At 72.6% G+C, this 22,701-nt stretch carries 21 protein-coding genes; 10 read left to right on the top strand and 11 right to left on the bottom strand.

What is annotated here, in order from left to right; translation table 11 throughout:
* Window positions 1-28: 28 nt before the first annotated feature.
* A complete protein-coding gene (locus ACZ6KO_RS02120; RefSeq protein WP_469298851.1) occupies window positions 29-829 on the top strand; it encodes an IclR family transcriptional regulator in 801 nt (266 codons plus the stop codon).
* Window positions 830-906: 77 nt separating this feature from the next.
* Here the strand turns inward: ACZ6KO_RS02120 and ACZ6KO_RS02115 are convergent, their stop codons facing one another.
* A complete protein-coding gene (locus tag ACZ6KO_RS02115) occupies window positions 907-1,590 on the bottom strand; it encodes an ABC transporter ATP-binding protein (protein WP_469298849.1) in 684 nt (227 codons plus the stop codon).
* The gene (locus ACZ6KO_RS02110; protein ID WP_469298847.1) at window positions 1,587-2,669 is read right to left on the bottom strand and encodes an ABC transporter permease; all 1,083 of its coding nucleotides are present in this window, start codon (window positions 2,667-2,669) and stop codon (window positions 1,587-1,589) included. Before ACZ6KO_RS02110 ends, ACZ6KO_RS02115 begins: the two co-directional genes overlap by 4 nt.
* Before the next feature lie 134 nt (window positions 2,670-2,803).
* Between ACZ6KO_RS02110 and ACZ6KO_RS02105 the strand changes: the two genes are divergently transcribed.
* Both ACZ6KO_RS02105 and ACZ6KO_RS02100 read left to right on the top strand, forming a co-directional pair.
* Window positions 2,804-4,051 carry a sensor histidine kinase gene (locus ACZ6KO_RS02105; RefSeq protein ID WP_469298845.1) on the top strand — a complete coding sequence of 416 codons (1,248 nt, stop codon included), beginning with the start codon at window positions 2,804-2,806 and terminating at the stop codon, window positions 4,049-4,051.
* Window positions 4,048-4,677, top strand: coding sequence for a response regulator (locus ACZ6KO_RS02100; RefSeq protein ID WP_401449739.1), 630 nt, complete (start codon window positions 4,048-4,050; stop codon window positions 4,675-4,677). Before ACZ6KO_RS02105 ends, ACZ6KO_RS02100 begins: the two co-directional genes overlap by 4 nt.
* Before the next feature lie 216 nt (window positions 4,678-4,893).
* Here ACZ6KO_RS02100 and yczR read toward each other — a convergent pair whose 3' ends face one another.
* Window positions 4,894-6,390, bottom strand: coding sequence for a MocR-like transcription factor YczR (gene yczR / locus ACZ6KO_RS02095; protein ID WP_469298841.1), 1,497 nt, complete (start codon window positions 6,388-6,390; stop codon window positions 4,894-4,896).
* 221 nt (window positions 6,391-6,611) lie between these two features.
* On the opposite strand from yczR, the gene ACZ6KO_RS02090 reads away from it, so the two are divergent.
* From ACZ6KO_RS02090 to ACZ6KO_RS02075, 4 genes are all read left to right on the top strand, one after another.
* Window positions 6,612-7,235 carry a nucleotidyltransferase family protein gene (locus ACZ6KO_RS02090; RefSeq protein ID WP_469298838.1) on the top strand — a complete coding sequence of 208 codons (624 nt, stop codon included), beginning with the start codon at window positions 6,612-6,614 and terminating at the stop codon, window positions 7,233-7,235.
* Between the two features lie 251 nt (window positions 7,236-7,486).
* Window positions 7,487-9,106, top strand: a complete 1,620-nt coding sequence (aceB, locus tag ACZ6KO_RS02085) for a malate synthase A (RefSeq protein WP_469298835.1) — start codon at window positions 7,487-7,489, stop codon at window positions 9,104-9,106.
* A gap of 282 nt (window positions 9,107-9,388) precedes the next feature.
* Entirely contained in the window at window positions 9,389-10,582 is a 1,194-nt protein-coding gene (locus ACZ6KO_RS02080; protein WP_469298833.1) for a GDSL-type esterase/lipase family protein, read from the top strand.
* A gap of 67 nt (window positions 10,583-10,649) precedes the next feature.
* Window positions 10,650-11,243, top strand: coding sequence for a 3'-5' exonuclease (locus tag ACZ6KO_RS02075; protein WP_469298831.1), 594 nt, complete (start codon window positions 10,650-10,652; stop codon window positions 11,241-11,243).
* Between the two features lie 33 nt (window positions 11,244-11,276).
* Here ACZ6KO_RS02075 and ACZ6KO_RS02070 read toward each other — a convergent pair whose 3' ends face one another.
* A complete protein-coding gene (locus ACZ6KO_RS02070) occupies window positions 11,277-13,319 on the bottom strand; it encodes an ATP-binding protein (protein WP_469298829.1) in 2,043 nt (680 codons plus the stop codon).
* Between the two features lie 126 nt (window positions 13,320-13,445).
* Between ACZ6KO_RS02070 and ACZ6KO_RS02065 the strand changes: the two genes are divergently transcribed.
* The gene (locus ACZ6KO_RS02065; protein WP_469298827.1) at window positions 13,446-14,528 is read left to right on the top strand and encodes an Lrp/AsnC family transcriptional regulator; all 1,083 of its coding nucleotides are present in this window, start codon (window positions 13,446-13,448) and stop codon (window positions 14,526-14,528) included.
* Between the two features lie 100 nt (window positions 14,529-14,628).
* Here ACZ6KO_RS02065 and ACZ6KO_RS02060 read toward each other — a convergent pair whose 3' ends face one another.
* The 7 genes from ACZ6KO_RS02060 to ACZ6KO_RS02030 form a co-directional block, all read right to left on the bottom strand.
* Complete coding sequence (locus tag ACZ6KO_RS02060) at window positions 14,629-16,017, bottom strand: nucleobase:cation symporter-2 family protein (RefSeq protein ID WP_469298825.1); 1,389 nt, start codon at window positions 16,015-16,017, stop codon at window positions 14,629-14,631.
* Window positions 16,018-16,336: 319 nt separating this feature from the next.
* A complete protein-coding gene (locus ACZ6KO_RS02055) occupies window positions 16,337-17,740 on the bottom strand; it encodes an 8-oxoguanine deaminase (RefSeq protein WP_469298823.1) in 1,404 nt (467 codons plus the stop codon).
* Window positions 17,741-17,932: 192 nt separating this feature from the next.
* Window positions 17,933-18,856, bottom strand: coding sequence for a factor-independent urate hydroxylase (gene pucL / locus ACZ6KO_RS02050; protein WP_469298821.1), 924 nt, complete (start codon window positions 18,854-18,856; stop codon window positions 17,933-17,935).
* A 6-nt stretch (window positions 18,857-18,862) separates the two neighbouring features.
* Window positions 18,863-19,255, bottom strand: a complete 393-nt coding sequence (gene uraH / locus ACZ6KO_RS02045) for a hydroxyisourate hydrolase (RefSeq protein WP_401449714.1) — start codon at window positions 19,253-19,255, stop codon at window positions 18,863-18,865.
* 6 nt (window positions 19,256-19,261) lie between these two features.
* Complete coding sequence (uraD, locus tag ACZ6KO_RS02040) at window positions 19,262-19,768, bottom strand: 2-oxo-4-hydroxy-4-carboxy-5-ureidoimidazoline decarboxylase (RefSeq protein ID WP_469298819.1); 507 nt, start codon at window positions 19,766-19,768, stop codon at window positions 19,262-19,264.
* Window positions 19,769-19,920: 152 nt separating this feature from the next.
* The gene (locus tag ACZ6KO_RS02035) at window positions 19,921-20,304 is read right to left on the bottom strand and encodes a helix-turn-helix domain-containing protein (RefSeq protein WP_469298815.1); all 384 of its coding nucleotides are present in this window, start codon (window positions 20,302-20,304) and stop codon (window positions 19,921-19,923) included.
* Window positions 20,301-20,552 carry a thiamine-binding protein gene (locus tag ACZ6KO_RS02030; RefSeq protein WP_469298813.1) on the bottom strand — a complete coding sequence of 84 codons (252 nt, stop codon included), beginning with the start codon at window positions 20,550-20,552 and terminating at the stop codon, window positions 20,301-20,303. Before ACZ6KO_RS02030 ends, ACZ6KO_RS02035 begins: the two co-directional genes overlap by 4 nt.
* Before the next feature lie 125 nt (window positions 20,553-20,677).
* On the opposite strand from ACZ6KO_RS02030, the gene ACZ6KO_RS02025 reads away from it, so the two are divergent.
* A complete protein-coding gene (locus ACZ6KO_RS02025) occupies window positions 20,678-21,511 on the top strand; it encodes a TIM barrel protein (protein ID WP_469298811.1) in 834 nt (277 codons plus the stop codon).
* Window positions 21,512-21,597: 86 nt separating this feature from the next.
* A complete protein-coding gene (locus ACZ6KO_RS02020; protein WP_469298809.1) occupies window positions 21,598-22,491 on the top strand; it encodes a 2-hydroxy-3-oxopropionate reductase in 894 nt (297 codons plus the stop codon).
* Window positions 22,492-22,701: the final 210 nt, after the last annotated feature.

The following is a 22,701-nucleotide window of genomic DNA, read 5'->3' as shown; positions in this document are numbered from 1 at the left end:
TGCCTGCCAGCACCGAAAGGACCGCGCCGTGCCGACGTCCAGCGCCAGCACCACCGACGCCTCCAAGTCCACCGCCGCCAGCGGTGGCGTCCAGTCCCTCGAGCGCGCCTTCGATCTCCTCGAACGAATGGCCGACGCCGGGGGCGAGGTCGGCCTCAGCGAGCTCTCCGCCGCGAGCGGCCTGCCGCTGCCCACCATCCACCGGCTGATGCGCACCCTCGTGGCGTGCGGCTACGTACGCCAGCAGCCCAACCGACGGTACTCCCTCGGCCCGCGCCTGATCCGGCTGGGCGAGTCCGCGTCGCGGCTGCTGGGCACCTGGGCCCGTCCGTACCTGGCGCGCCTGGTCGAGGAGACCGGCGAGACCGCGAACATGGCCCTGCTCGACGGCGACGAGATCGTCTACGTCGCCCAGGTGCCGTCCAAGCACTCCATGCGCATGTTCACCGAGGTCGGCCGCCGGGTGCTGCCGCACTCCACGGGTGTGGGCAAGGCGCTGCTGGCGCACACGCCCGCCGAGGAGGTACGCGCGCTGCTCGCCCGTACGGGCATGCCGGCGGCGACCGAGAAGACCATCACCACGCCCGAGGGCTTCCTGGAGGCCCTGGAGCAGGTCCGGCGGGTCGGCTACGCCGTCGACGACAACGAGCAGGAGATAGGGGTCCGCTGCCTCGCCGTCTCCGTGCCGAACTCGCCGACCGCCGCCGCGATCTCCATCTCGGGCCCGGCGGGCCGGGTCACCGAGGCCGCGACCGAGTCGATCGTGCCGATCCTGCAGGGCATCGCGGCCGAGCTGTCGGTGGCACTGGCCAACCAGAACCCGGCGTAGGGCCCGTCCGCGTACGAAGGCCCCGGACCCCCTCCACGGGAGGGGTCCGGGGCCTTCGTACGCCCGCCGCGCCCGCGTCAGGCCGCCGGGACCGCGTCGGTGAGCCGGCCGTCGGTCATCGTCACCGTGCGGTCCATCCGCTCCAGGTGGGCGCGGTCGTGGGTGACCAGGACGGTGGCGGTGGACCGCTCGCGGGTCAGGGTGACGAGCAGGTCGAGCACGGCCGCGCCGCGCTCGTGGTCCAGGGCGCTGGTGGGTTCGTCGACCAGCAGCACGGAGGGGTCGTTCATCAGGGCGCGGGCGATGTTCACGCGCTGGCGCTGACCGCCGGAGAGCTGGTGCGGGCGCCGGTCGGCCTTGTCGGCCAGGCCCACCGCGTCCAGCAGTTCCAGGGCCCGGCGGCGCAGCTGCCGGGAGGGCCGCCCGGAGAGGTGCGCCATCACCTGGAGCTGCTCGGCGGCGGTCAGCGAGGCCAGCAGGTTCGGCTGCTGGAAGACGATGCCTATGTGCTCGCGGCGCAGCGCCGACTTCTCGGCGGCGCCCATCCGGGCCGTGTCACGGCCCGCCACGACCACCCGCCCGGAGTCCGGGGTGACCAGGGTGGCGGCGACCGCGAGCAGGCTGGACTTGCCCGAGCCGGAGGGTCCGACGACGGCGGTCAGGGTGCCGGCGGGGACGTCGAGGCGGACCGCGTCGAGGGCGGTGAGCCGGCCCTCGCCGTCGGGGTAGGTGAGCGTGACGTCGTTGACGAGGAGGGTCATCGGGCGCTCCCGAGGGCGGTCAGGGGGTCGACGGCGGTGATCCGCCGGATGGAGAGGGCCGCACCGGCCGCACCGAGCGCGATCATGATCGCGGCGGGGACCAGCACCGTCGGCGCGTCCAGGACGAACGGGACGTCGCCGCCGCTGATCACCGCCCCGAGGCCGGCGGCCAGCGCCGTGCCCAGGCCCGTACCGGCGGCGAGCATGACCACGGCCTGGCCGAGCGCGTCCTTCAGGAGGTAGGGGGTGGAGGCGCCGAGGGCCTTGAGGACCGCGATGTCGCCGCTGCGCTGGATCGTCCAGACGGTGAAGAAGGCGCCGATGACCAGGGCGGAGATCGCGAAGAGGAAGCCGCGCATGAGCTGGAGCGAGCCGTTCTCGGCCTGGTAGGAGCCGATGGCGCCGAGTGCCTCGTCCAGGCCCTGGGTCCTGGTACCGGCGGCCCGGTCGGCGGCGGCGAGGTCCGCCCCGCCGGTGGTGGTCAGGGCGATGACGGTGGCGAGGGTGTCGATCGAGGTACCGGGGTTGCCGATGCGCTGCCAGTCGGCCAGGTCCATCCAGACGACCGGGGTGTGGCTGTACGCGGCGGTGCCCGAGACGGCGCCGACGGTGAGTTCCAGGGTGCCGATCCGGAGCTTGCCGCCCGCCCGCAGGCCGCCGAGCTCCCGGGCGGCCTTCTCCGAGAGGATCACCTGGCCCTGGGTGAGGTCGCCGGGCGCCAGGCGCGCCGCGCTCTCCACGCCGAAGACGGAGACGGCGGCGGTGCGCTCACCGGCGGCGGCGTTGGTGGTGCGGATGCCGACGGGGTGGGCGGCGGCCACGCCCGGCCGGCTCCGCCAGGTCTGCCAGGCGCTCTCGGGCAGCTGGGAGTTGGTGAAGGACACCTTCTGGTCCCCGGGGGGCGCGGCGAAGGCGAGGTGGGTGGCGGGCAGGCCGGTGATCGCCGAGACGTTCTCCCGGGCCAGCCCCGCGGTGAGCCCGGACAGCAGGCCCACCAGCAGGGTGATCAGCACGACGACCGTGCCCATGAGGGCGAAGCGGCCCTTGGCGAACCGTAGATCTCTCCATGCGACGAACATGATCCCCACCCTGCTGCTCCGCGTGGACGCCGGGCATCGCGCCACAGGAGAGATCCTCGTATCGAAGGACGCACGCGGACATCGAACTTTTGGTTGACCGGCCGCGGCGGCCGCCCCCGTACGCTGGTCCGGTCATGCGTTCTCCCCGTCCCGCCCCCCGTCCCCGCATCCCCTTCCCGCCCCTCACCCCCGTCTCGCGCGTCCTGCGGCTGTGCCTGCACGCGCTGCTGCTGGGGCTGCTCGTGCTCGCCGTCGCACGGTCGCTGACCGGCGCCGCGCCGCACGCCGCGGGGGCGGTGGCCGCCGCCGCGGTGCTGGCCGCCGTGTACGCCGCCGGGGTGCGCACGCCCGCCGTGCACCGCTCGCCTCGGGCCGGCGCGGTGTGGCTGGCGGCGCTGGGCGCCGCCTGGCTGGCCCTGCTCACGGTCTCCCCCGACGGGCTGTGGATCGCCTTCCCGCTGTACTTCCTCCAGCTGCACCTGCTGCCGCTGCGCTGGGGGCTCCCGGCGGTCGCGGTGACGGCGCTCGCGGCGATCGGCGGCTTCCTCGCGCACAGCGACACGGTCAGGCCGGGCGCGTTCCTCGGCCCGCTGCTGGGCGGGGCGGTGGCGGTGGCGACGGTGCTGGGCTACCAGGCGCTGTACCGGGAGAGCGAGCGGCGCCGGAAGCTGATCGAGGAGCTGATCACCACCCGGGCCGACCTGGCGGCCGCCGAGCGCGGCGCGGGCGTCCTGGCCGAACGGGAACGGCTGGCGCGCGAGATCCACGACACCCTCGCGCAGGGCCTGTCGTCGATCCAGCTGCTGCTGCGGGCGGCGGAGCGGGCGCTGGGCGAGGACCCGCCGGCGCCGCCGGTGGCGCTCGCGCACATCGCGCAGGCCCGGCAGGCCGCCCAGGACAACCTCGCCGAGGCGCGCCGGTTCGTCCGGGCGCTGAGTCCGCCCGATCTGGAGCACGGGTCGCTGGCGGCGGCGCTGGAGCGGCTGTGCACGGGAGCGCCGGGTCCGCGGGTGCGGTTCTCGCTCAGCGGTACGCCGCGTGCGCTGCCCACGCCGTACGAGGTGGCCCTGCTGCGGATCGCGCAGTCGGCGCTGGCCAATGTGGTCCGGCACGCCGGGGCCGCGCGCGCCGAGATCACGCTGACCTTCATGGACACGTCGGTGACGCTCGACATCGTCGACGACGGGCGGGGCTTCGACCCCGCGGCCCCGGGAGCGGCAGCCGGGGCGGGCGCGGGGGCCGAGGGCGGCGGCGGCTTCGGGCTGCCCGCCATGCGCTCGCGGGCCGAGTCGCTGGGCGGCGTCTTCGACGTGGAGTCCGCTCCGGGCCAGGGCACCGCCGTGGCCGTGACCCTGCCACTGGCCGAGGAGGCCCTCGTATGACGATCCGGCTGCTGCTGGCCGACGACCATCCGGTGGTCCGGGCGGGGCTGCGCGCGGTCCTGGACACCGAGCCCGGGTTCACGGTGGTGGCCGAGGCCGCGACCGCCGAGCGGGCGGTGGAACTGGCGGCGGAGCTGGAGCTGGACGTGGTCCTGATGGACCTCCAGTTCGGCGCCGGGATGCACGGCTCGCAGGCCACGGCCGCGATCACGGCCCGGCCCGGGGGTCCCAGGGTGCTGGTGCTGACCACGTACGACACGGACGCCGACATCCTGGCGGCGGTGGAGGCGGGGGCCTCGGGCTACCTGCTCAAGGACGCGCCGCCGGAGGAACTGGCGGCGGCGGTCCGTACGGCGGCGGCCGGGCAGTCGGCGCTCGCGCCGGCGGTGGCGCTGCGGCTGATGGACCGGATGCGGACGCCCGCGGAGGCGCTGACGAAGCGGGAGCTGGAGGTGTTGCAGCTGGTGGCCGACGGGCTGTCGAACCAGCAGATCTCCAAGCGGCTGTTCCTGAGCCAGGCGACGGTGAAGTCCCACCTGGTGCACATCTACGCCAAGCTGGGGGTGGACTCGCGGACGGCGGCGGTGGCCGCGGCCGGCGCCCGCCGCCTGATCCGCACCCCGTAGGCGGCGCCGCTGCGCGGGGCTCCTTTCCCCACCCCGCCCCTTCCCGAACTGGGGCTCCGCCCCAGACCCCGCGCCTCAAACGCCGGCGGGGCTTGAAAAGCCCGCGCGGCGTTTGAGCGCACGGGCGCGAAGCGCACGTATGGGGGTCCGGGGGCTTGCCCCCGGTTACGGGAAGGGGCGGGGTGGGGAAAGAGCCCCGCGCAGCGGCGGCCCGGGTCACGCGACCCAGTGGGGGCGGTCCACCGCCGGGGTCAGGGGGACGCCGTCGTGGACGGCCGCCGCCAGGCGGTGGATCGCCGACTCCAGCGTGGCGGCCGGCAGCGTGTACGGGATCCGCAGCCGGTGTTCGAACGTCCCCGGGTCCACCCCGAACCGCGCGCCCCGCACGATGTGCACCCCGGCCGCGGCCGCCCGTTCCGCCAGCGCCGAGCTGACCGGTTCCCCGAGGTCGACCCAGAGGGACAGGCCGCCGGGCGGGACCTGCCAGGACCATTCCGGTGTGTGCCGTTCCAGGGCCCGGACGAGGGCCGCCCGCTGCGCCCGCAGCAGGTCGAGGCGGTCCGGCAGGCTCCGCTCCAGGCCGTCCAGCAGCGGCAGCGCCACCAGCTGGTCCAGGACCGAGCCCGTCATGTCGGCGGCCACGCGTACGGTCGTCAGCTCGGCCACCGTCCTCGCGGTCGCCCGGATCCAGCCGACCCGCAGCCCGCCCCAGTGGGTCTTGCTCAGCGAGCCGATCGTCAGCACGTGGTCCGCGCCGCCGCGCGGTGCGAGCGAGGCCAGCGGCGGCGGCGCGGGCACGTCGAGGGCGATGTCGGCGATGGTCTCGTCGACGACCAGCCAGGTCCCCACCCGCCGGGTGGCCTCCAGCAGGGCCAGCCGCTGGCCCTCGGGCATCAGCGCGCCCGTCGGGTTGTGGAAGTCGGGAATCACGTACGCCAGGCGCGGCACGGTCTGCCGCAGGGTGGACTCGGCGATCTCCATGTCCCAGCCGGCGTCGGAGACGGCGATCGACGCGGTGCGCAGGCGGGCCTGGCGCAGGGCGTCGAGGGCGTTGGCGTAGGTCGGGTTCTCGGTGACCACCCGGTCGCCGGCCCGGCACAGCAGGCTGACGACGAGTGCGAAGGCCTGCTGGGCGCCGGCGGTGATCAGGATCTGTTCGGGCCGGGTCGGCAGCCCCCGCCGGGTGAACCGCTCGGCGATGGCGGCGCGCAGGTCGGGCAGGCCGAACGGGTGGTAGCCGTGGCCGCGGGCGGCGTCGGCCAGCCGGGGCGCGACCTGGGCCAGCGCCTCGGCGAGGGCGCCGTCGGGGGCGCCCATCGCGGCGATGGCGAGGTCGGCGCCCGTTTCGCCGTCGGCGGTGCGGCCGCCGGTGCCGCCCGCGCAGAGCAGGCCGTGCGCACCGACCGGGGCGTGCCCGTCGGGCAGCTCGGTCCAGGTGCCGGAGCCGCGCCGGCTGCGGACGTAACCGCTCTCGCGCAGCAGGTCGTACGCGCCGGTGACGGTGGCCCGGCTGGCGCCGACCGCCTCGGCGAGCTCGCGCTCGGCGGGCAGCCGCACGTGCAGGGCGATCCGGCCGTCGAGGATCAGGGTGCGGACGGCATCGGCGAGCGACCGGTAGCCGGGGCGGGCCAGCACCTCGGCGGGCAGCAGGGCAGCGAGCTGCCGGCTGCCGATCGTCCGGTCCGCCGTGTGGACCACTCGCCCGTTTGCCATGCCAACCTCCCCCGATTGGCCCTGCCTGACGGGGCCACCGGAGTCCAGACTCGCCGTATTGGACCTCGATTGGCAAGGAGAGTCGCCGAGATGCTGACCGATCGCGACGAACGGGCCCTGCTGCTGGCCGCCGAGCACCGCATCGCCGACCCGGTCCGGATCGCGCCCGCGTGGGCCCCCGTCCGGACCCTGCTGCGGCGGCTGCGACGAGAATCGACCCCATGTCCTCCAACGAATCCTCTCCCGGCCCCGGCGGCGCGCCCCTGATCGCCGGACTGCTCCTGGCGGCCGGCGGCGGCCGGCGGCTCGGCGGCCGCCCCAAGGCCCTGCTGCCCTACCGCGGCCGGCCGCTCGTCGAGAACGCCGTGCGCGTGCTGCGCGAGGCCGGCTGCGGCCCGCTGCACGTGGTCCTGGGCGCCGCCGCGGCCGAGGTCCGCGAGCGCGCGGACCTGACCGGCTGCGTGGTGGTCGACAACCCGGACTGGGCCGAGGGCATGGGCTCCTCGCTGCGCGCGGGGCTGGCCTCGCTCGCCGGTACGGGCGCCGCCGCGGCCCTGGTCTCGCTCGTGGACCAGCCGGGCATCGGGGCGCGGGCGGTGGCCCGGGTGCGGGCGGCGTACCGCTCCCCCGCCTCGCTGGTGGCGGCGGCGTACGACGGCGAGCGCGGGCACCCGGTGCTCTTCGGGGCCGACCGGTGGCCGGACATCGTGGCGACGGCGACGGGCGACAAGGGTGCGCGTGTCCACCTGACAGCGCACGCGCGGGAGCTCACTCTGGTGGAGTGCGGGGACATCGCGGAGGCGTTCGACATCGACACCCCCGCCGACCTGGCGCGGCTGACCTGAGCGCGGTGTGACCACCGTGGCACTCAGGGCCACCGCGATACGGAATGTGTCGACTCAGAGAATCTCGACATCAACAAACCATTGAACTTCCACCATAAGGAAATTACTATCCACTGGTCAGAAGCGCCCTGAACCCCCAGACGGCGCCCGCGACCGTATCCCGGAACTCTCCACACCCGACGGCACTGCGTGCCGTCCTGCGCGAGCATTCCCCGCGGCCGCCAGGCACCGCCGCTGAAGGAGTGACAGATATGTCCGCACCAGCGCCGTCCCCGCTGGCCATCGTCGACGCCGAGCCCCTGCCCCGGCAGGACGAGGTCCTCACCGAAGCGGCACTGGCCTTCGTGGCCGAGCTGCACCGGCGGTTCACCCCCCGCCGCGACGAGCTGCTCGCCCGCCGCGCCGAGCGCCGCGCCGAGATCGCCCGCACCTCCCACCTCGACTTCCTCCCGGACACCGCACAGGTCCGCGAGGGCGACTGGAAGGTGGCGCCGGCGCCGGCCGCGCTCAACGACCGCCGTGTGGAGATCACCGGTCCGACCGACCGCAAGATGACCATCAACGCGCTGAACTCCGGCGCCAAGGTCTGGCTCGCCGACTTCGAGGACGCCTCCGCCCCCACCTGGGAGAACGTCGTCCTCGGCCAGCTCAACCTGATCGACGCCTACGAGCGCCGCATCGACTTCACCGACGCCCGCACGGGCAAGGCGTACGCCCTGAAGCCCGCCGAGGAGCTCGCGACCGTCGTGATGCGCCCGCGCGGCTGGCACCTCCAGGAGCGTCACCTCCAGATCGACGGCCGTCCGGTCCCCGGCGCCCTGGTGGACTTCGGCCTGTACTTCTTCCACAACGCCCAGCGGCTGATCGACCTCGGCAAGGGCCCGTACTTCTACCTCCCGAAGACGGAGTCGCACCTGGAGGCCCGCCTCTGGAACGAGATCTTCGTCTTCGCCCAGGACTACGTCGGCATTCCGCAGGGCACCGTCCGCGCCACCGTCCTCATCGAGACGATCACGGCCGCGTACGAGATGGAGGAGATCCTCTTCGAGCTCAAGGACCACGCCGCGGGCCTGAACGCCGGCCGCTGGGACTACCTCTTCTCCATCGTCAAGAACTTCCGCGACGGCGGCGAGAAGTTCGTGCTGCCGGACCGCAACGCGGTGACGATGACCGCCCCGTTCATGCGGGCGTACACCGAGCTGCTGGTGCGCACCTGCCACAAGCGCGGCGCGCACGCCATCGGCGGCATGGCGGCGTTCATCCCGTCCCGCAAGGACCCCGAGGTCAACAAGGTCGCCTTCGAGAAGGTCAAGGCCGACAAGGACCGTGAGGCGGGCGACGGCTTCGACGGCTCGTGGGTGGCCCACCCCGACCTGGTCCCGATCGCCATGGCCTCCTTCGACGCCGTCCTCGGCGAGAAGCCCAACCAGAAGGACCGGCTGCGCGAGGACGTCGCCGTGGCCCCCGGCGACCTGATCGCGATCGACTCCCTCGACGCCCGGCCCACCTACGAGGGCCTGCGCAACGCCGTCCAGGTCGGCATCCGGTACATCGAGGCGTGGCTGCGGGGCCTGGGCGCCGTCGCCATCTTCAACCTGATGGAGGACGCGGCGACCGCCGAGATCTCCCGCTCCCAGATCTGGCAGTGGATCAACGCGGGTGTCGTCTTCGAGAACGGCGAGCGGGCCACCGCCGACCTGGCCCGGAAGGTGGCCGCCGAGGAACTGGCCGCCATCCGCGCCGAGATCGGTGAGGAGGCCTTCGCGGCCGGCAGGTGGCAGCAGGCCCACGACCTCCTGCTCCAGGTCTCCCTGGACGCGGACTACGCGGACTTCCTCACCCTGCCGGCGTACGAGCAGCTCGTCGGCTGAGAGCCCGCCCGCACCGAAATCGACTGATTCCGGCCGGTCTTCGCACAGCGGCCGAAATCCACCCCAACCCCGCCCCCGGTGTCGTCCGACACCGGGGGCGGGGCCGTTCCGTTCCCCGAACGACCGGTCGGTCGTTACGGCATCGTAATCTGCGGCTACCTAGCGGTAACAACGTGGGGCGTGTCACCTTTCCCGTGCCACCGGCCGGCGGTACCCCCACTTCCCCAGCCATGCAGCGGAGTTGTTCCCGGCTTCGCCATGGCCGACCGCAGGAGTTCCGCTGTGACCGGATTCCGCACCGTCAACAAGAAGCAGAGGCGCGGCCGTCGGGTGCGACGACTGGCCGGAGCGGGCCTCGCCCTCCCGCTGGCGCTCACCGCCGTGTTCACCGCCGGCGCGGGCACCGCGGCCGCCGGGCCCGGACGCGGCCCCACCGCCGTCGTGTCCCTCGGCGACAGCTACATCTCCGGCGAGGCCGGCCGCTGGAAGGGCAACAGCCTGACCAACAGCGGCAACCGCACCGGCACCGACCGCGCCTGGGTGAGCGGCTCCAGCTACGACCCGGCGAAGGTATACGGCGCCACCGCCGCCAACGGCTGCCACCGCTCGGACTCGGCCGAGGTCGGGAGCGCGGGCCCGATCGCCGACGTGGCGGTCAACCTGGCGTGCTCGGGGGCCACCACGGACAACGTATTCCGCGCCGCGAACGGCGGCGTCGCCTTCAAGGGCGAGGCACCGCAGGCCGACCAGCTGGCCGCGGTGGCGGCGAGCCACGACGTCAAGGTGATCGCGCTGTCGATCGGCGGTAACGACCTGGGCTTCGCCGACATCATCCAGGAGTGCGCCTACGACTTCGTGCTGTGGAACTCCTACTGCTACGACGACCAGCAGTACACCGTGGACCAGAAGATCGACGGGGTCATGGCCAAGGTCGGCAAGTCCGTCGACGAGATCCGCGCCGTGATGTCCGCGGCCGGCTACGCGGCCGGGGACTACCGGATCGTGCTCCAGTCGTACCCGTCGCCGATCCCGCGCGGCGCGGAGAACCGCTACCCGCAGAGCGACTGGAGCCGGCTGAACACCGGCGGCTGCCCGTTCTGGAACCGGGACTCCGACTGGGCGCGCGACTCGCTCGTGCCGCAGATCGCGAGCCGGCTGCGGGCGGTGGCCGCGGCCAAGGGCACCCAGTTCCTGGACCTGCGGGACATGATGCAGGGCCGTGAGGTGTGCGCGAAGGCGAGCAGGCTGGTGAGCACCTCGGCTCCGGCGTCGGCCGCGACGAGCGAGTGGGCGCGCTGGATCGACAGCAGCGAGACGCAGGGCAAGGTGCAGGAGTCCATGCACCCCAACTACTTCGGCCAGCTGGCCGCGGGGCGCTGCCTGGCGCTCGTCCACGCGCGGACGTCCGGCGACTTCTCGTGCCGGAACACCGCCGGAGGGGACCACACCGGGATGCACCTGACCGCGCTGCCGTAACGGGGCGGCGCGCGGCCGGGCACAAATCCAGATGAGACGGGACCCGCGGGCTGCCATGCTCGGCCGTATGGCAGCCCGCAGGATCAAACCCAGTCTGTACGTCTCCGTCGACATCGAGGCCGACGGCCCCATCCCCGGCCCCTACTCGATGATCAGCATCGGGGCGGCGGTGGCGGGCGTCCAGGACGCCGACGGATACACCGCCGCCGACCCCCAGACGCACACCTTCTACCGCGAACTGCAGCCCATCAGCGACGACTTCGTGCCCGAGGCGCTGGCGGTGAGCGGCCTGGACCGGGACCGGCTACGGGCCGAGGGGACGGAACCGGGCGCCGCGATGGCGCAGTTGCGGTCCTGGGTACGGAGCATGGCGGCCCGGACGGGCGCGCAGCCGGTGATGTGCGGCTACCCGGCCTCGTACGACTGGACGTTCCTGTACTGGTACCTGATGCGGTTCGGCGGGGACAGCCCCTTCGGGCACTCGGGCTGCCTGGACATGAAGACCCTCTACGCCACGAAGGCGAAGGTGCCCTTGCGGTCGGTCGCCAAGGGCACCATGCCGCGGGAGCTGCTGTCGCGGCGGCGGCACACGCACCACGCGCTGGACGACGCGATCGAGCAGGCCGAGCTGCTGAGCAACCTCATGCGGTGGGAACCCTAGCCCGGGAAGGCCGGGAAGGCCGGGAAGGCCGCTTCAGGGGTTCGGGAGGAGGGCGCGCAGCGGTGTGCGGGTTCCCTCGGTGAAGGCCCCGCGGAACGCCACCGGTGTCATCCGGGCCCGCAGCAGTGCCATGGCGCGCGGCGGGCGGGCGGCCACCGGGCGGCTGCCGGAGACCGCGCCCAGCAGCCGGGCGGCCTGCGGGTAGCGGCCCTGGTCCGCCTCCAGTTGGGCCAGGAGTTCCACCGCGAAGGACTGCCCCAGGAGGTCGCCCAGCTCCAGCTGGGTGGCCAGCGCCCGCAGCACCTCGGCGCGGGCCGGCCCCGGGCGGCCCGCGCGCCATTCGACCAGGGCATGGGCGTAGTGCGCCCAGGACCGTGCCCACGCGTCGCCCGGATCGGCCGGGGGGCCCTCCTCGACGGGGACGGCGGCCGGGTCGGTGTGCGCCAGGGCCAGGGTGTACGCCGCCCGCAGCGGCTCCCGGCCCGGGCCGAACTCGGGGTCGGCGGGCAGGATGTCGAGCGCGTCCCGGTACTCGGCGGCCGCTTCCTCGTAGCGGGCCTCCCACAGGGCGACCGTGCCGCGCACGTGCGCGAGGTAGGCCAGGCACGTGTCCTCGCCCTCCTGTACGGCCGCGCTCCAGGCCTCCACCAGCAGGGGATCCGCCCCGCGCGCCTGCCCCACGCCGCTGACCAGCCAGGCCGCCAGCCACAGCGCGCGGGCCGGGCGGGGCGCCGGGTGCAGGGCCAGCGCCCGTTCGAGGTGCCGGCGGCCCTCGGCGGCCCGGCCGCAGGCCGCCCACAGGAACCACAGCGCGACCGCGATCTCCAGGGCGGCGCCCGGGCCGGCGGCGGCCATCGGGTTCATCGCCGCGCGCAGCTCGGGGAGTTCGCGCAGGGCCAGCGCGCGGGCCTTCCGCTGGCGGCCCTCCCACCACAGCTCCGAGGCGTACTCGGCCAGCACCCGGTACCGGTCGTGGTGGCGCCGGACGAGCTCGGCCGCGTCCCCGCCGGTGCCGTGCGTCAGCCGCCGTGCGGCGTACGCCCGGACCGACAGCGGCAGCCGGTAGCGGACGGCGCGCCCGATGACGCCCGTGTCCGCCCCGCCCGGGTCCGCCCCGTCCGTCCCCTCGCCCGCCGTCTCCGTGAGCAGTGCGGGCGCGATCCGGCGCAGCACCGAATCCGCCGCCGTGGGGCCGAGCGCGCCGAAGCCGCACACCTCGGCCACCGCCTCGCGGTCGAAGGAGCCGGCGAACACCGACAGCCGCTCCCACAGCAGCCGTTCCTCGGGCGTGGCGAGCCGGAAGGTGCGTTCGGCGTCGACCCGGGTGCCGCGCCCGGCGCCGCCGGCGAGGAAGGCGAGCGGGTCGGCGGTCAGGCGGCGCAGCGCCTGCGCGGGCGGGCAGCGGTGCGCGTGGCCGGCGGCCAGCTCCAGAGCGCCGGGGATGCCGTCCAGCGCGCGGCACAGCCGGGCCACGGCCGGCGCGTGATGGTCGGTCAGCTCGAAGGAGGGATCCGCGCCCCGGGCCCGCTCGACGTAGAGCCGTACGGACGCGTGGCCGGCGATCGCGGCCGCGGCACCGGCCGTACCGGCAGGTCCGGCCGGTCCGGTGGCCGCGGGCTCGGGGGGCACCGCCAGGGGCGGGACCGCGAGCACCACCTCCCCCGCCGCCTCCAGCCGGCGCTGCGAGGTGGCCAGCACCCGCAGCCCCGGCAGCACCGCCAGTAACTCCGTCACCCACCGGCCCGCCGCGTCACTGAGTTGCTCGCAGCCGTCCAGCACCAGCAGCACCTCGCGCCCCTGGAGCAGTGCGGCCAGCTCGCGGCGCAGCGGCTCCCTGCACGCCTCGGGCAGGGAGCCCAGGTCCGCCCAGACCACGTCCCGCCCGGCCCGCTCCGTCAGGCTCCGCGCGGCGCGCACCGCGAGCCGGGTCTTGCCGATGCCGGCGGGTCCGGTGAGGGTGACCAGCCGTGCGGCGGCGAGGGTGGCGGTGGTGGCGGCGAGCTCCCGCTCCCGGCCGACGAGGCCGGCCGGCTCCGCGGGCAGCGCCGCACGGACGCGTGAACCGGCGTCCCCCACACTTTCCTCCCAGGTTTCCCCGAACATGCACACAAGACCCCGTGGGCAGTTGAATGCGCAAAGAGAGATGATCGGTTGTACGACCGACCCCCGGACCGATGACCGGGAGATCCACCAGGAGAGGGCATGACCGCGGCGAGTTCCGCCATGGACGACTTGGACCGGGCACTCGTGCACGCCCTCCAGCTGGCGCCCCGCGCGAGCTGGGAACGGCTGGGGCCGGTCCTCGGCGTCCGCCCCGACACCCTGGCCCGCCGCTGGGACCGGCTGACGGCCGCCGGCGAGGCCTGGATCTCGGGGCTCGGACTGCGGACGGACACCCGGCCGCCCTGTATGGCCTGGGTCGAGGTGGTGTGCACGGCGAGCAGTTCCCCGGCCGTCGGCGCGACGCTGGCCGGCGACCCGCACGCCATCGGGGTCGAGCACTGCACCGGCGCCCGGGACCTGATGGTGTTCGTGGCCGTCCCGGATCTGCCCGCGCTGTACCGGTACCTGGCCTTCCGGGTGCAGCGGATCCCCGGAGTGGTCTCCACCCGCTCCTCCGTGGTCACGGCGGTGCACTGCCCGCCCGACCGGTGGCGCCTGGACCAGCTCACCCGCGTGCAGCGCGATCTGCTGACCGGCCGGACCCGGCGGGCGCCCTTGCCGGAACCGGCCGCGACGGCACCGATGCGCCCCGAGGACCGGCCGCTGGTGCTGGCGCTGGCCGGCGACGCGCGGCGCAGTGTGGCCTCGCTGGCCCGGGAGTCCGGGCTGAGCGAGTCGACCGTACGGCGGCGGCTGACCGGGCTGGAGGCGGGCAACAGCCTGCGCTTCAGCTGCGCGATGGCCGCCGGGCTCTCGGGCTGGCCGGTGTCGGCGACGCTGTGGGCCGAGGTCGCCGAGCACGAGGTGGCCGACTGCGTGGCCGCGGCCTCGGGGCTGCGCGAGACACGGACCTGCATGTCCGTCAGCGGTCCCTGGAACTTCACGATCGGGGCGCGGCTGCGCACGGTGGAGGACATCTCCCGGTACACGGCGGAGCTGACCCGGCGGCTGCCCGGGCTGCGGATCACCGACACCGCCGTCGCCCTGCACGTCCGCAAGTCCGAGGCGCAGGAGCTGGACCAGCAGGGGCGGCGGATCCGTACGGTCGTGCCGGACATCTGGACCGACCCGGCGCCGGGCGCGGACGGGCCGACGGGGGAGCGTTCCTGCCGCGTGGCCTGAGAGCGCGGCGGCCGGTCCGGGCCGCCGGGGCGCGAGGACGGATACGGCGGCGCGCACGCCACGCCCGCAGTGGGTGACGTACGCGCCGCCGTACGGTCTGTCAGTGGGCGGGCGCCGGCTCGGGTGCCTGCGCCCCCTTCTTGGCGCCCAGGTGGTTGAAGGCCAGGTTGAGCAGGATCGCCACCACGCAGCCGGTGCTGATGCCGGAGTCGAGGACGACCAGCAGGTCCTCGGGGAAGGCGTGGTAGAAGTCGGGCGCCGCGATCGGGATCAGGCCGACGCCGACGGAGGCGGCGACGATGAGGGCGTTCTCGCCCTTCTCCATGGCCGCGCCCGCCAGGGTCTGGATGCCGCTGGCCGCGACCGAGCCGAACAGGACGATGCCGGCGCCGCCGAGGACCGGCAGCGGCACGAGGGCGATGACGGAGGCCGCCACCGGGCACAGGCCCAGCAGGATCAGGATCCCGCCTCCGGCGGCGACGACGAACCGGCTGCGGACCTTGGTCATCGCGACGAGCCCGATGTTCTGGGCGAAGGCGCTGCACATGAAGCCGTTGAACAGGGGGCTGAGCGCGCTGCCGAGGGCGTCGGCGCGCAAGCCGCCCTCGATGGTCCGCTCGTCCGCGGGCCGCCCGACGATCCTGCCGAGGGCCAGGATGTCGGCGGTGGACTCGGTCATGCACACCAGCATCACGATGCACATGGAGACGATCGCGGCCACCTGGAACTGCGGGGTGCCGAAGTGGAACGGGGTCGGGAAGCCGATCAGGTCGGCGCCGCGGAACGCGTCGAGGCTGGTCATGCCGAGGGGAACCGCGACCAGGGTGCCGGCGACCAGGCCGAGCAGGATGGCGATCTGCTGGAGGAATCCGCGCAGGAACTTGCGCAGCAGCAGCACGATCAGGAGGGTCAGCGCCGCCAGACCGATGTTCCTCATCGCACCGTAGTCGGCGGCGGTCCGGTTGCCGCCCTGCGACCAGTTGAAGGCCACCGGCAGCAGCGAGACGCCGATCAGCGTGATGACGGTACCGGTGACGACCGGCGGGAAGAAGCGGACGAGCTTGCCGAAGTAGGGGGCGGCGAGGAAGCCGAGGAGTCCGGCGACGATGATCGCGCCGAAGACGACGGGAAGGGCGTCCTCCCCCTCACCCTTGCCGATGGCGATCATCGGGGTCACACCGGCGAACGACACGCCGTTGACGAAGGGGAGCCGGGCGCCGATCCGCCAGAACCCCAGGGTCTGCAGGAGGGTGGCGAGGCCCGCGGTGAACAGCGAGGCGCCCATCAGGAAGGCGGTGTCACGGGCGGAGAGCCCGAGGGCCGGTCCGACGATCATGGGCGGGGCCACGACACCCGCGTACATGGCGGCCACGTGCTGGAGGCCGCTCGTGAACATTTTCAGCGGAGGGAGGGTCTCGTCGACCGGGTGCTTCTCCTCCGGTATGGCGACTGCGTCTTTGCGAAAGCTGGGCGTCGGCGACTGGGCCACGGCGGCTTCCTCCGGTCGGTTAACACGTCGGCAGGGACGTGGGTGTCATGGAGGTGGTGCGAAAGATGTGCGAGTCGAACCCGTATGCAGTTGTGGGAGCGGAACGAAGCTGTGGGAGCGGGACGAAGCCGCGGGGTGCACGAGGCGGCGGGGTGGCACGGGCCGCGGGGTGGCACGAGGTCGTGGGGTGGCACGAGTCACCGTCCCGGGGGCGCCGTCGGCGAGCCTTCGGCACCGCCCGGGAACGGCTGCCGTGGACCCCGCTCGGGTCCACGGCCACCGGCCGGGGGCCGTCCCCCCCGACCGGACTCCGTGGGGATCAGCCCTGGGCGGTGATCCGCGCCAGGCGCTGCGCCTCGTCCCGCGTGGTGCGGGCGATGGCGTCCTCGTCGGCGAACAGCAGCCGGTTGTTCTCGACGATCTGCTTGCCGTTGACGAGGGAGAGGGTGACCGGGGCGGCCGCACCGAAGACGAGCGCCGTGACCGGGTCGGCGATGGAGGAGTGGGCCAGGGTGCTCAGGTTCCACATCACCAGGTCGGCGCACTTGCCGACCTCCAGCGAACCGATGTTGTCGGCGCGGCCGAGGACCTGGGCGCCGCCGTAGGTACCCAGGCGCAGGGCCTGGCGCGCGTTGAGCGCGGCCTCGCGGTGCACCGGGCTCAGGCGGTTGATCAGCAGCGCGTTGCGCAGCTCGGTGTGCAGCTCACCGGACTCGTTGGAGGCGGTGCCGTCCACGCCGAGGCCGACGGGCACGCCGGCGGCGAGCATGTCCGGGACGCGGGCGATGCCGGCGGCCAGCCGGGCGTTGGAGGACGGGCAGTGCGCGACACCGGTCCTGGTACGGGCGAACGCGGCGATGTCGGAGTCGTTCATGTGGACGCTGTGCGCCATCCACACGTCCTCACCGAGCCAGCCGGTCGACTCGAAGTAGTCGGTCGGGCCCATGCCGAAGAGCTGGTGGCAGAACTTCTCCTCCTCGACGGTCTCGCTGCCGTGCGTGTGCATGCGCACACCGAGGCGGCGGGCCAGCTCGGCGCCCTGCTTGAGCAGCTCGGTGGAGACCGAGAAGGGGGAGCAGGGGGCGACGGCGACCTGGGTCATCGCGTCGAAGGAGGCGTCGTGGAACTTCTTGACGGTCGCCTCGGTGTCGGCCAGCGCACCCTCGAGGGTCTCGACGGCGTGGTCCGGCGGCAGGCCACCGTCCTTCTCGCTGCGGTCCATGGACCCGCGGGCGAGGGTGAACCGTACGCCCATCTCGGACGCGGCGCGGATGATCGCGCCGGAGAGGTCGCCGGAGCCCTGCGGGTAGACGTAGTGGTGGTCCATCGCGGTGGTGACACCGCCCTTGGCCATCATGGCCAGGGAGCCCTGGGCAGCCGTGTACGCCATCTGCTCGTCGATGCGCGCCCACGTCGGGTACAGCGCGACGAGCCAGTTGAAGAGGTTGTGGTCGGTGGCCAGACCGCGGGTGATCCACTGGTAGAAGTGGTGGTGCGTGTTGACCAGGCCGGGGGTGACGAGGTGACCCGTGCCGTCGATGCGGCGGACCACGTTGTCGAGCTTCTCGGGGGCACGGCCCGCGCCGATCGACTCGATCCGGTTGCCGGCGACGACGATGTGGCCCGAGGCGTACTCGGTGTCGTCGGCGTCGACGGTCGCGATGGCGCAGTTCTCGATGACGATGCGCTCGACCGCGCTGTCAGGGGCTGCCGATGCTGCCATGGGACTTCCTCGTACTTTCAGTGGCGGTGCGGGCACGGCAAGGCCCAGGGGATTTGAGTGCCGGAGCCGGGGCCTTGACAGCTGACAGTACTGCCGCCCCGTGTGGTTCTCCGGGTGCCGAAACAGGGAAGTTCGTGGGGGTGTGGGCGCCGTCCCGGGACCACTGCGGTGCCCCGGGACGCGCCTGCCGCATCAGAGGTTGGTCATGTCCACCGGGATGCGCGCGTCGGCGCCGTCCCGCAGGATCGTGGCCTCGATCAGACCGTAGGGACGGTCCGCGGCGAAGTACACCTCGTTGTCGTTCTTGAGGCCGAACGGCTCGAGGTCGACCAGGAAGTGGTGCTTGTTCGGGAGCGAGAAGCGGACCTCGTCGATCTCCGAACGGTGGTTGATGATGCGCGAACCCATCTGGTACAGGGTCTGCTGCAGCGACAGGGAGTAGGTCTCCGCGAAGGCCTCGAGCATGTGCTTCCTGGTGGCCTCGTAGGACTTCTCCCAGTTGGGCATCCGCTGCTCGTCATCGGTCCAGTTGAACCGCCAGCGGCCCGACACCTGGGTGGCCAGGATGCGGTCGTACGCCTCCTGGAGGGTCGTGTACTTGTCCTTGACGTAGCCCCAGAACTCCGAGTTGGTGGAGTTCATGACGATCAGGTCCTTGAGGCCGGAGATGACCTCCCAGTTCTGGCCGTCGTACGTGATCTGGGTGACGCGGGTCTCCTGGCCCTTGCGGACGAAGGAGTGCTTGACCTCGTCGGCGCCGATGAACTTGGAGTTCGCGTCCGAGGTGGCGATCCGCTCCCAGGCGTACTCCTCGATGCGGATGCGCGCCCGCTGGATCGGCTCCTGGCTGCCGACGAACCAGCGCGCCAGGTGGATGCCGAACTGCTCGGCGGACTCGATGCCGTACTCCTTGGCGAACGCGTACACCGTGTTCTTGGTGGTGTCCGTCGGCAGGACGTTGGCGTTCGAGCCGGAGTAGTGGACGTCGTCCATGTCGCCGGAGAGGGCGACCGAGACGTTCAGGTCCTTGATGTGGTGGGTGTCGCCGTCCCGCGTGATCTTGACGACGCGGTTCTCTGCTTTGCCGTACTGGTTCTGGCCGAGAATCGTGGGCATGGTCTGCTAGCTCCCTCGGTAAACGGAGTAGCCGAACGGGTTGAGCAGCAGCGGTACGTGGTAGTGCTCGCCCGGGACGACCGCGAACGTGATGGTCACCTCGGGGAAAAACGCACCGCTGTCCCTTACGCGGGGGGCGTCCTGCTGCGCCTCGGCGGCTTGCTTCTTGGCGAAGTACGTCTCGGTCTCGAAGTCGAGACGTACGTGGGTGGTGCCCTCCGGCAGCGCCGGCAGGTCCTTGCAGCGTCCGTCGGCATCGGTGGCGGAGCCGCCGAGGGCCGTCCACGGTGCGTCGGCGCCGCCGCGGGCGGACAGCGCGATGGCGACGCCCTCGGCGGGGCGGCCGATGCTGGTGTCCAGGATGTGCGTGGACACCGAAGCGGTGGTCTCAGTGCTCATGCCGGTTCACTCTCCTTCTACGAGGCGGGTCAGACGGATCCGGTTGATCTTGACGAGCTCGCCGCGGGCGATCTCCCGCTCGATCTCGGCAGTGTTCGCGATCCGGACCTTGACCGCGTCCCGCATCTGCTCACCGGTCGCACCGGTGGCGCAGATCAGGAAGACGTGGCCGAACTTCTCCTGGTAGGCCAGGTTCAGCTCGAGCAGCTCGGACTTGAGCTCCTCGGAGGCCCCGGCCATCCCCCGCTGCTCGCGGGCGGACGTGGGGTCTCCCGGCTTCGGGCGGCCGATCGGCGGGTGGCCGGCCATCGCCTCTTCCAGGTCCGCGGTGGTGAGCTCGGCCATGGCGGCGTCGCTCGCGGCGAACAGGGCGTCGGCGGTGGCGAAGGGGCGCTGGGCCAGCAGCTTGCCGCCCCATGCCGAACTGGCGCACACCTCGTGCAGCTCGGCCGTGGCCGCGCTGTCGTCCAAGGCGTTGAACCGGGCGAGACCCGGTGTCGGACTCGAAGTCACGGGAAGCCTCCGTGGCCATGTTGCTTTGACGGGCTGCGCATAGCTAACGCCCTCGGCAACACGGCGTCAACACTTTGTTGAAACTTCCCGTACACAAAAGCCGCCGCCCGGGTGAATCGGGCGACGGCTCGTGACCGTGGGTGAATCGACCGTCACCCCTGGTTGGATTTATTCGCGTTTTCCCTGTTCAGGTAGTTGTAGACGGTGAAACGGCTTACGCCGAGGGCGCCCGCGACCGTCTCCACGCCGTGCCGCACGGAGAAGGCGCCGCGCGCCTCCAGTATCCGTACGACGTCCTGCTTGGACTTGCGGTCCAGCTCCGCCAGCGGCATCCCGTACCGCCGCTGGAGCGCCGCCAGGATGTGGTCCAGCGACTCCGAGAGCTGGGGCAGGCGCACGGCCAGCAGGTCCTGGCCCTCCCAGCTCAGCACGACGTCGTCGGGCCGGGCCTGGGCGGGATCCATCATCTCGCCGCCCATCGCGTCGACCAGCGGCTTGACCGCGGCGACGAACGGGTGGTCACGGGGCTCGGTCATGCGCCACCCTCCGGGATCACGTTGACCTGGAGCGAGACCCGGGTCGCCCCGGCCTCCAGGGCGTCGCGCAGCAGCGCGGACACCGCGCCGAGCACCTCGCCGGCCTCGCCCTCGGCGGTATTGCCGAACGGGCCGACGTCCACGGCGTCCAGCTGCGCCTCCTGGATGACCTCGCGGGCGGCCACGGCATGGGCGGGGGCCTCTTCGAGGTCGAAGGGCTCGGTCGTGAACTCCACTCTCAATCGCACGCGGTCAAGCTACCCCGAGGTATCGAATTTCCGGCAGTCCCCACTTGACAAGTGCGACGCCCCCCTTGCAGTCTTCCATCAAGCAGAAAACAACTTCCGCAATACGGAAGGAGCGCATACCCCTCATGGGATACACGGACCAGCGCTTCGATGTGAACCTTTCGATCCTCTTCACGGAACTCCCGCTCCTGGAGCGCCCCGCGGCCGCCGCCGCGGCGGGCTTCACCGCGGTCGAGCTGTGGTGGCCCTGGATCGAGACCCCCACCCCCGCCCAGGAGGAGCTCGACGCCCTCAAGAAGGCTCTTGAGGACGCGGGCACCCAGCTGGTGGGCCTGAACTTCTACGCCGGCCAGCTCCCCGGCCCGGACCGCGGCGCGGTCTCGGTGCCCGGTGAGGAGTCGGACCGCTTCCGCGCCAACATCGACGTGGCCGCGGACTTCGCCGCCTCGGTCGGCTGCAAGGCGCTGAACGCCCTGTACGGCAACCGTGTCGAGGGTGTGGACCCGGCGGTCCAGGACGCGCTCGCCCTGGAGAACCTGGTCGTCGCGGCGCGTGCCGCCGACCGGGTCGGCGCGATCCTGCTGATCGAGACGCTGAACAAGCCCGAGTCGCCGCTCTACCCGCTGGTGAGCGCGCCGTCCGCGATCGAGATCGTGGACCGGGTCAACGAGGCCACGGGCCTTGGCAACGCCAAGTTCCTGCTCGACCTGTACCACCTGGCGATGAACGATGAGGACCTCTCCGAGGTCATCGAAAAGTACGCCGCCAAGACCGGCCACGTCCAGATCGCGGACAAGCCGGGCCGGGGCGCCCCGGGCACCGGCGAACTGCCCCTCGAGGACCTCCTCGACCAGCTCGCCAAGGCCGGCTACCAGGGCTTCGTCGGCCTGGAGTACAAGGCCGCCGACGCCGCCGCGTCCTTCGCGTGGCTGTCGGCCGAGGCCCGCGCCGCGAAGTAACGGGCCGAAGTCCGGGCGAACGCCCAGGCGTCCTCGCCGCTTTTCGTACATAGCTTCAGCTGAGCTTCAAGAGAAGGACCCTCATCATGAGCAACACCCTCCCGAACATCGCCTGGATCGGCCTCGGCATCATGGGCTCGCCCATGTCCGAGAACCTGCTCAAGGCCGGCTACCCGGTCACCGGCTTCACCCTGGAGCAGGACAAGCTGGACCGCCTCGCGGCGGCCGGCGGCACCGCGGCCGGCTCGATCGCCGAGGCCGTCAAGGACGCCGACGTGATCATCACGATGGTGCCCGCGTCCCCGCAGGTCGAGGCCATCAACTACGGCCCCGAGGGCATCCTCGAGAACGCGAAGTCCGGCGCGCTGATCATCGACATGTCGTCGATCACCCCGCAGACCTCCGTCGACCTGGCCAAGAACGCCGCCGAGAAGGGCATCCGCGTCATCGACGCCCCGGTGTCCGGCGGCGAGGCCGGCGCCATCGAGGCCGTTCTGTCGATCATGGTGGGTGGCGAGCAGGCCGACTTCGACGCGGCCCTGCCGATCCTCGAGGCCCTCGGCAAGGTCATCGTCCTGTGCGGCCCGCACGGCTCCGGCCAGACGGTCAAGGCCGCCAACCAGCTCATCGTCGCGGTCAACATCCAGGCGTGCGCCGAGGCCGTGGTCTTCCTCGAGAAGTCCGGCGTGAACCTCGAGGCGGCCCTGGACGTCCTCAACGGCGGTCTGGCCGGCTCCACGGTCCTGACCCGCAAGAAGGACAACTTCCTGAACCGCGACTTCAAGCCCGGCTTCCGGATCGACCTGCACCACAAGGACATGGGCATCGTCACCGACGCCGCCCGCAACGTCGGTGCGGCGCTCCCGGTCGGCGCGGTCGTCGCCCAGCTGGTCGCCTCGCTGCGCGCCCAGGGTGACGGCGGCCTGGACCACTCGGCCCTGCTGCGCGCCGTCGAGCGCCTCTCCGGCTCGCAGGTCTGAGCGGGCCGAGCCGCTCCGCCCCACCCCGGGGCGCCTTGAGTTTCCGGATGGCACCGGTGCCGACACCTGTCCTGTCGCGCCCAGGCGCCGGTGCCGTCCGGAGCACCACTCCCCACTCTTTGTTCAACAAACTGTTGACGTTGCGTTGGGCCTGAAATTAGGCTCATCCGCATGGCGGAAGACGCTTTCCGTCAGCAGCTCCCGTACGGA

It is taken from the genome of Streptomyces sp. NPDC042102 (assembly GCF_055582305.1).
Note: the sequence above shows the minus strand (reverse complement) of the source record. Positions and strands in the feature narration are given on the sequence as shown.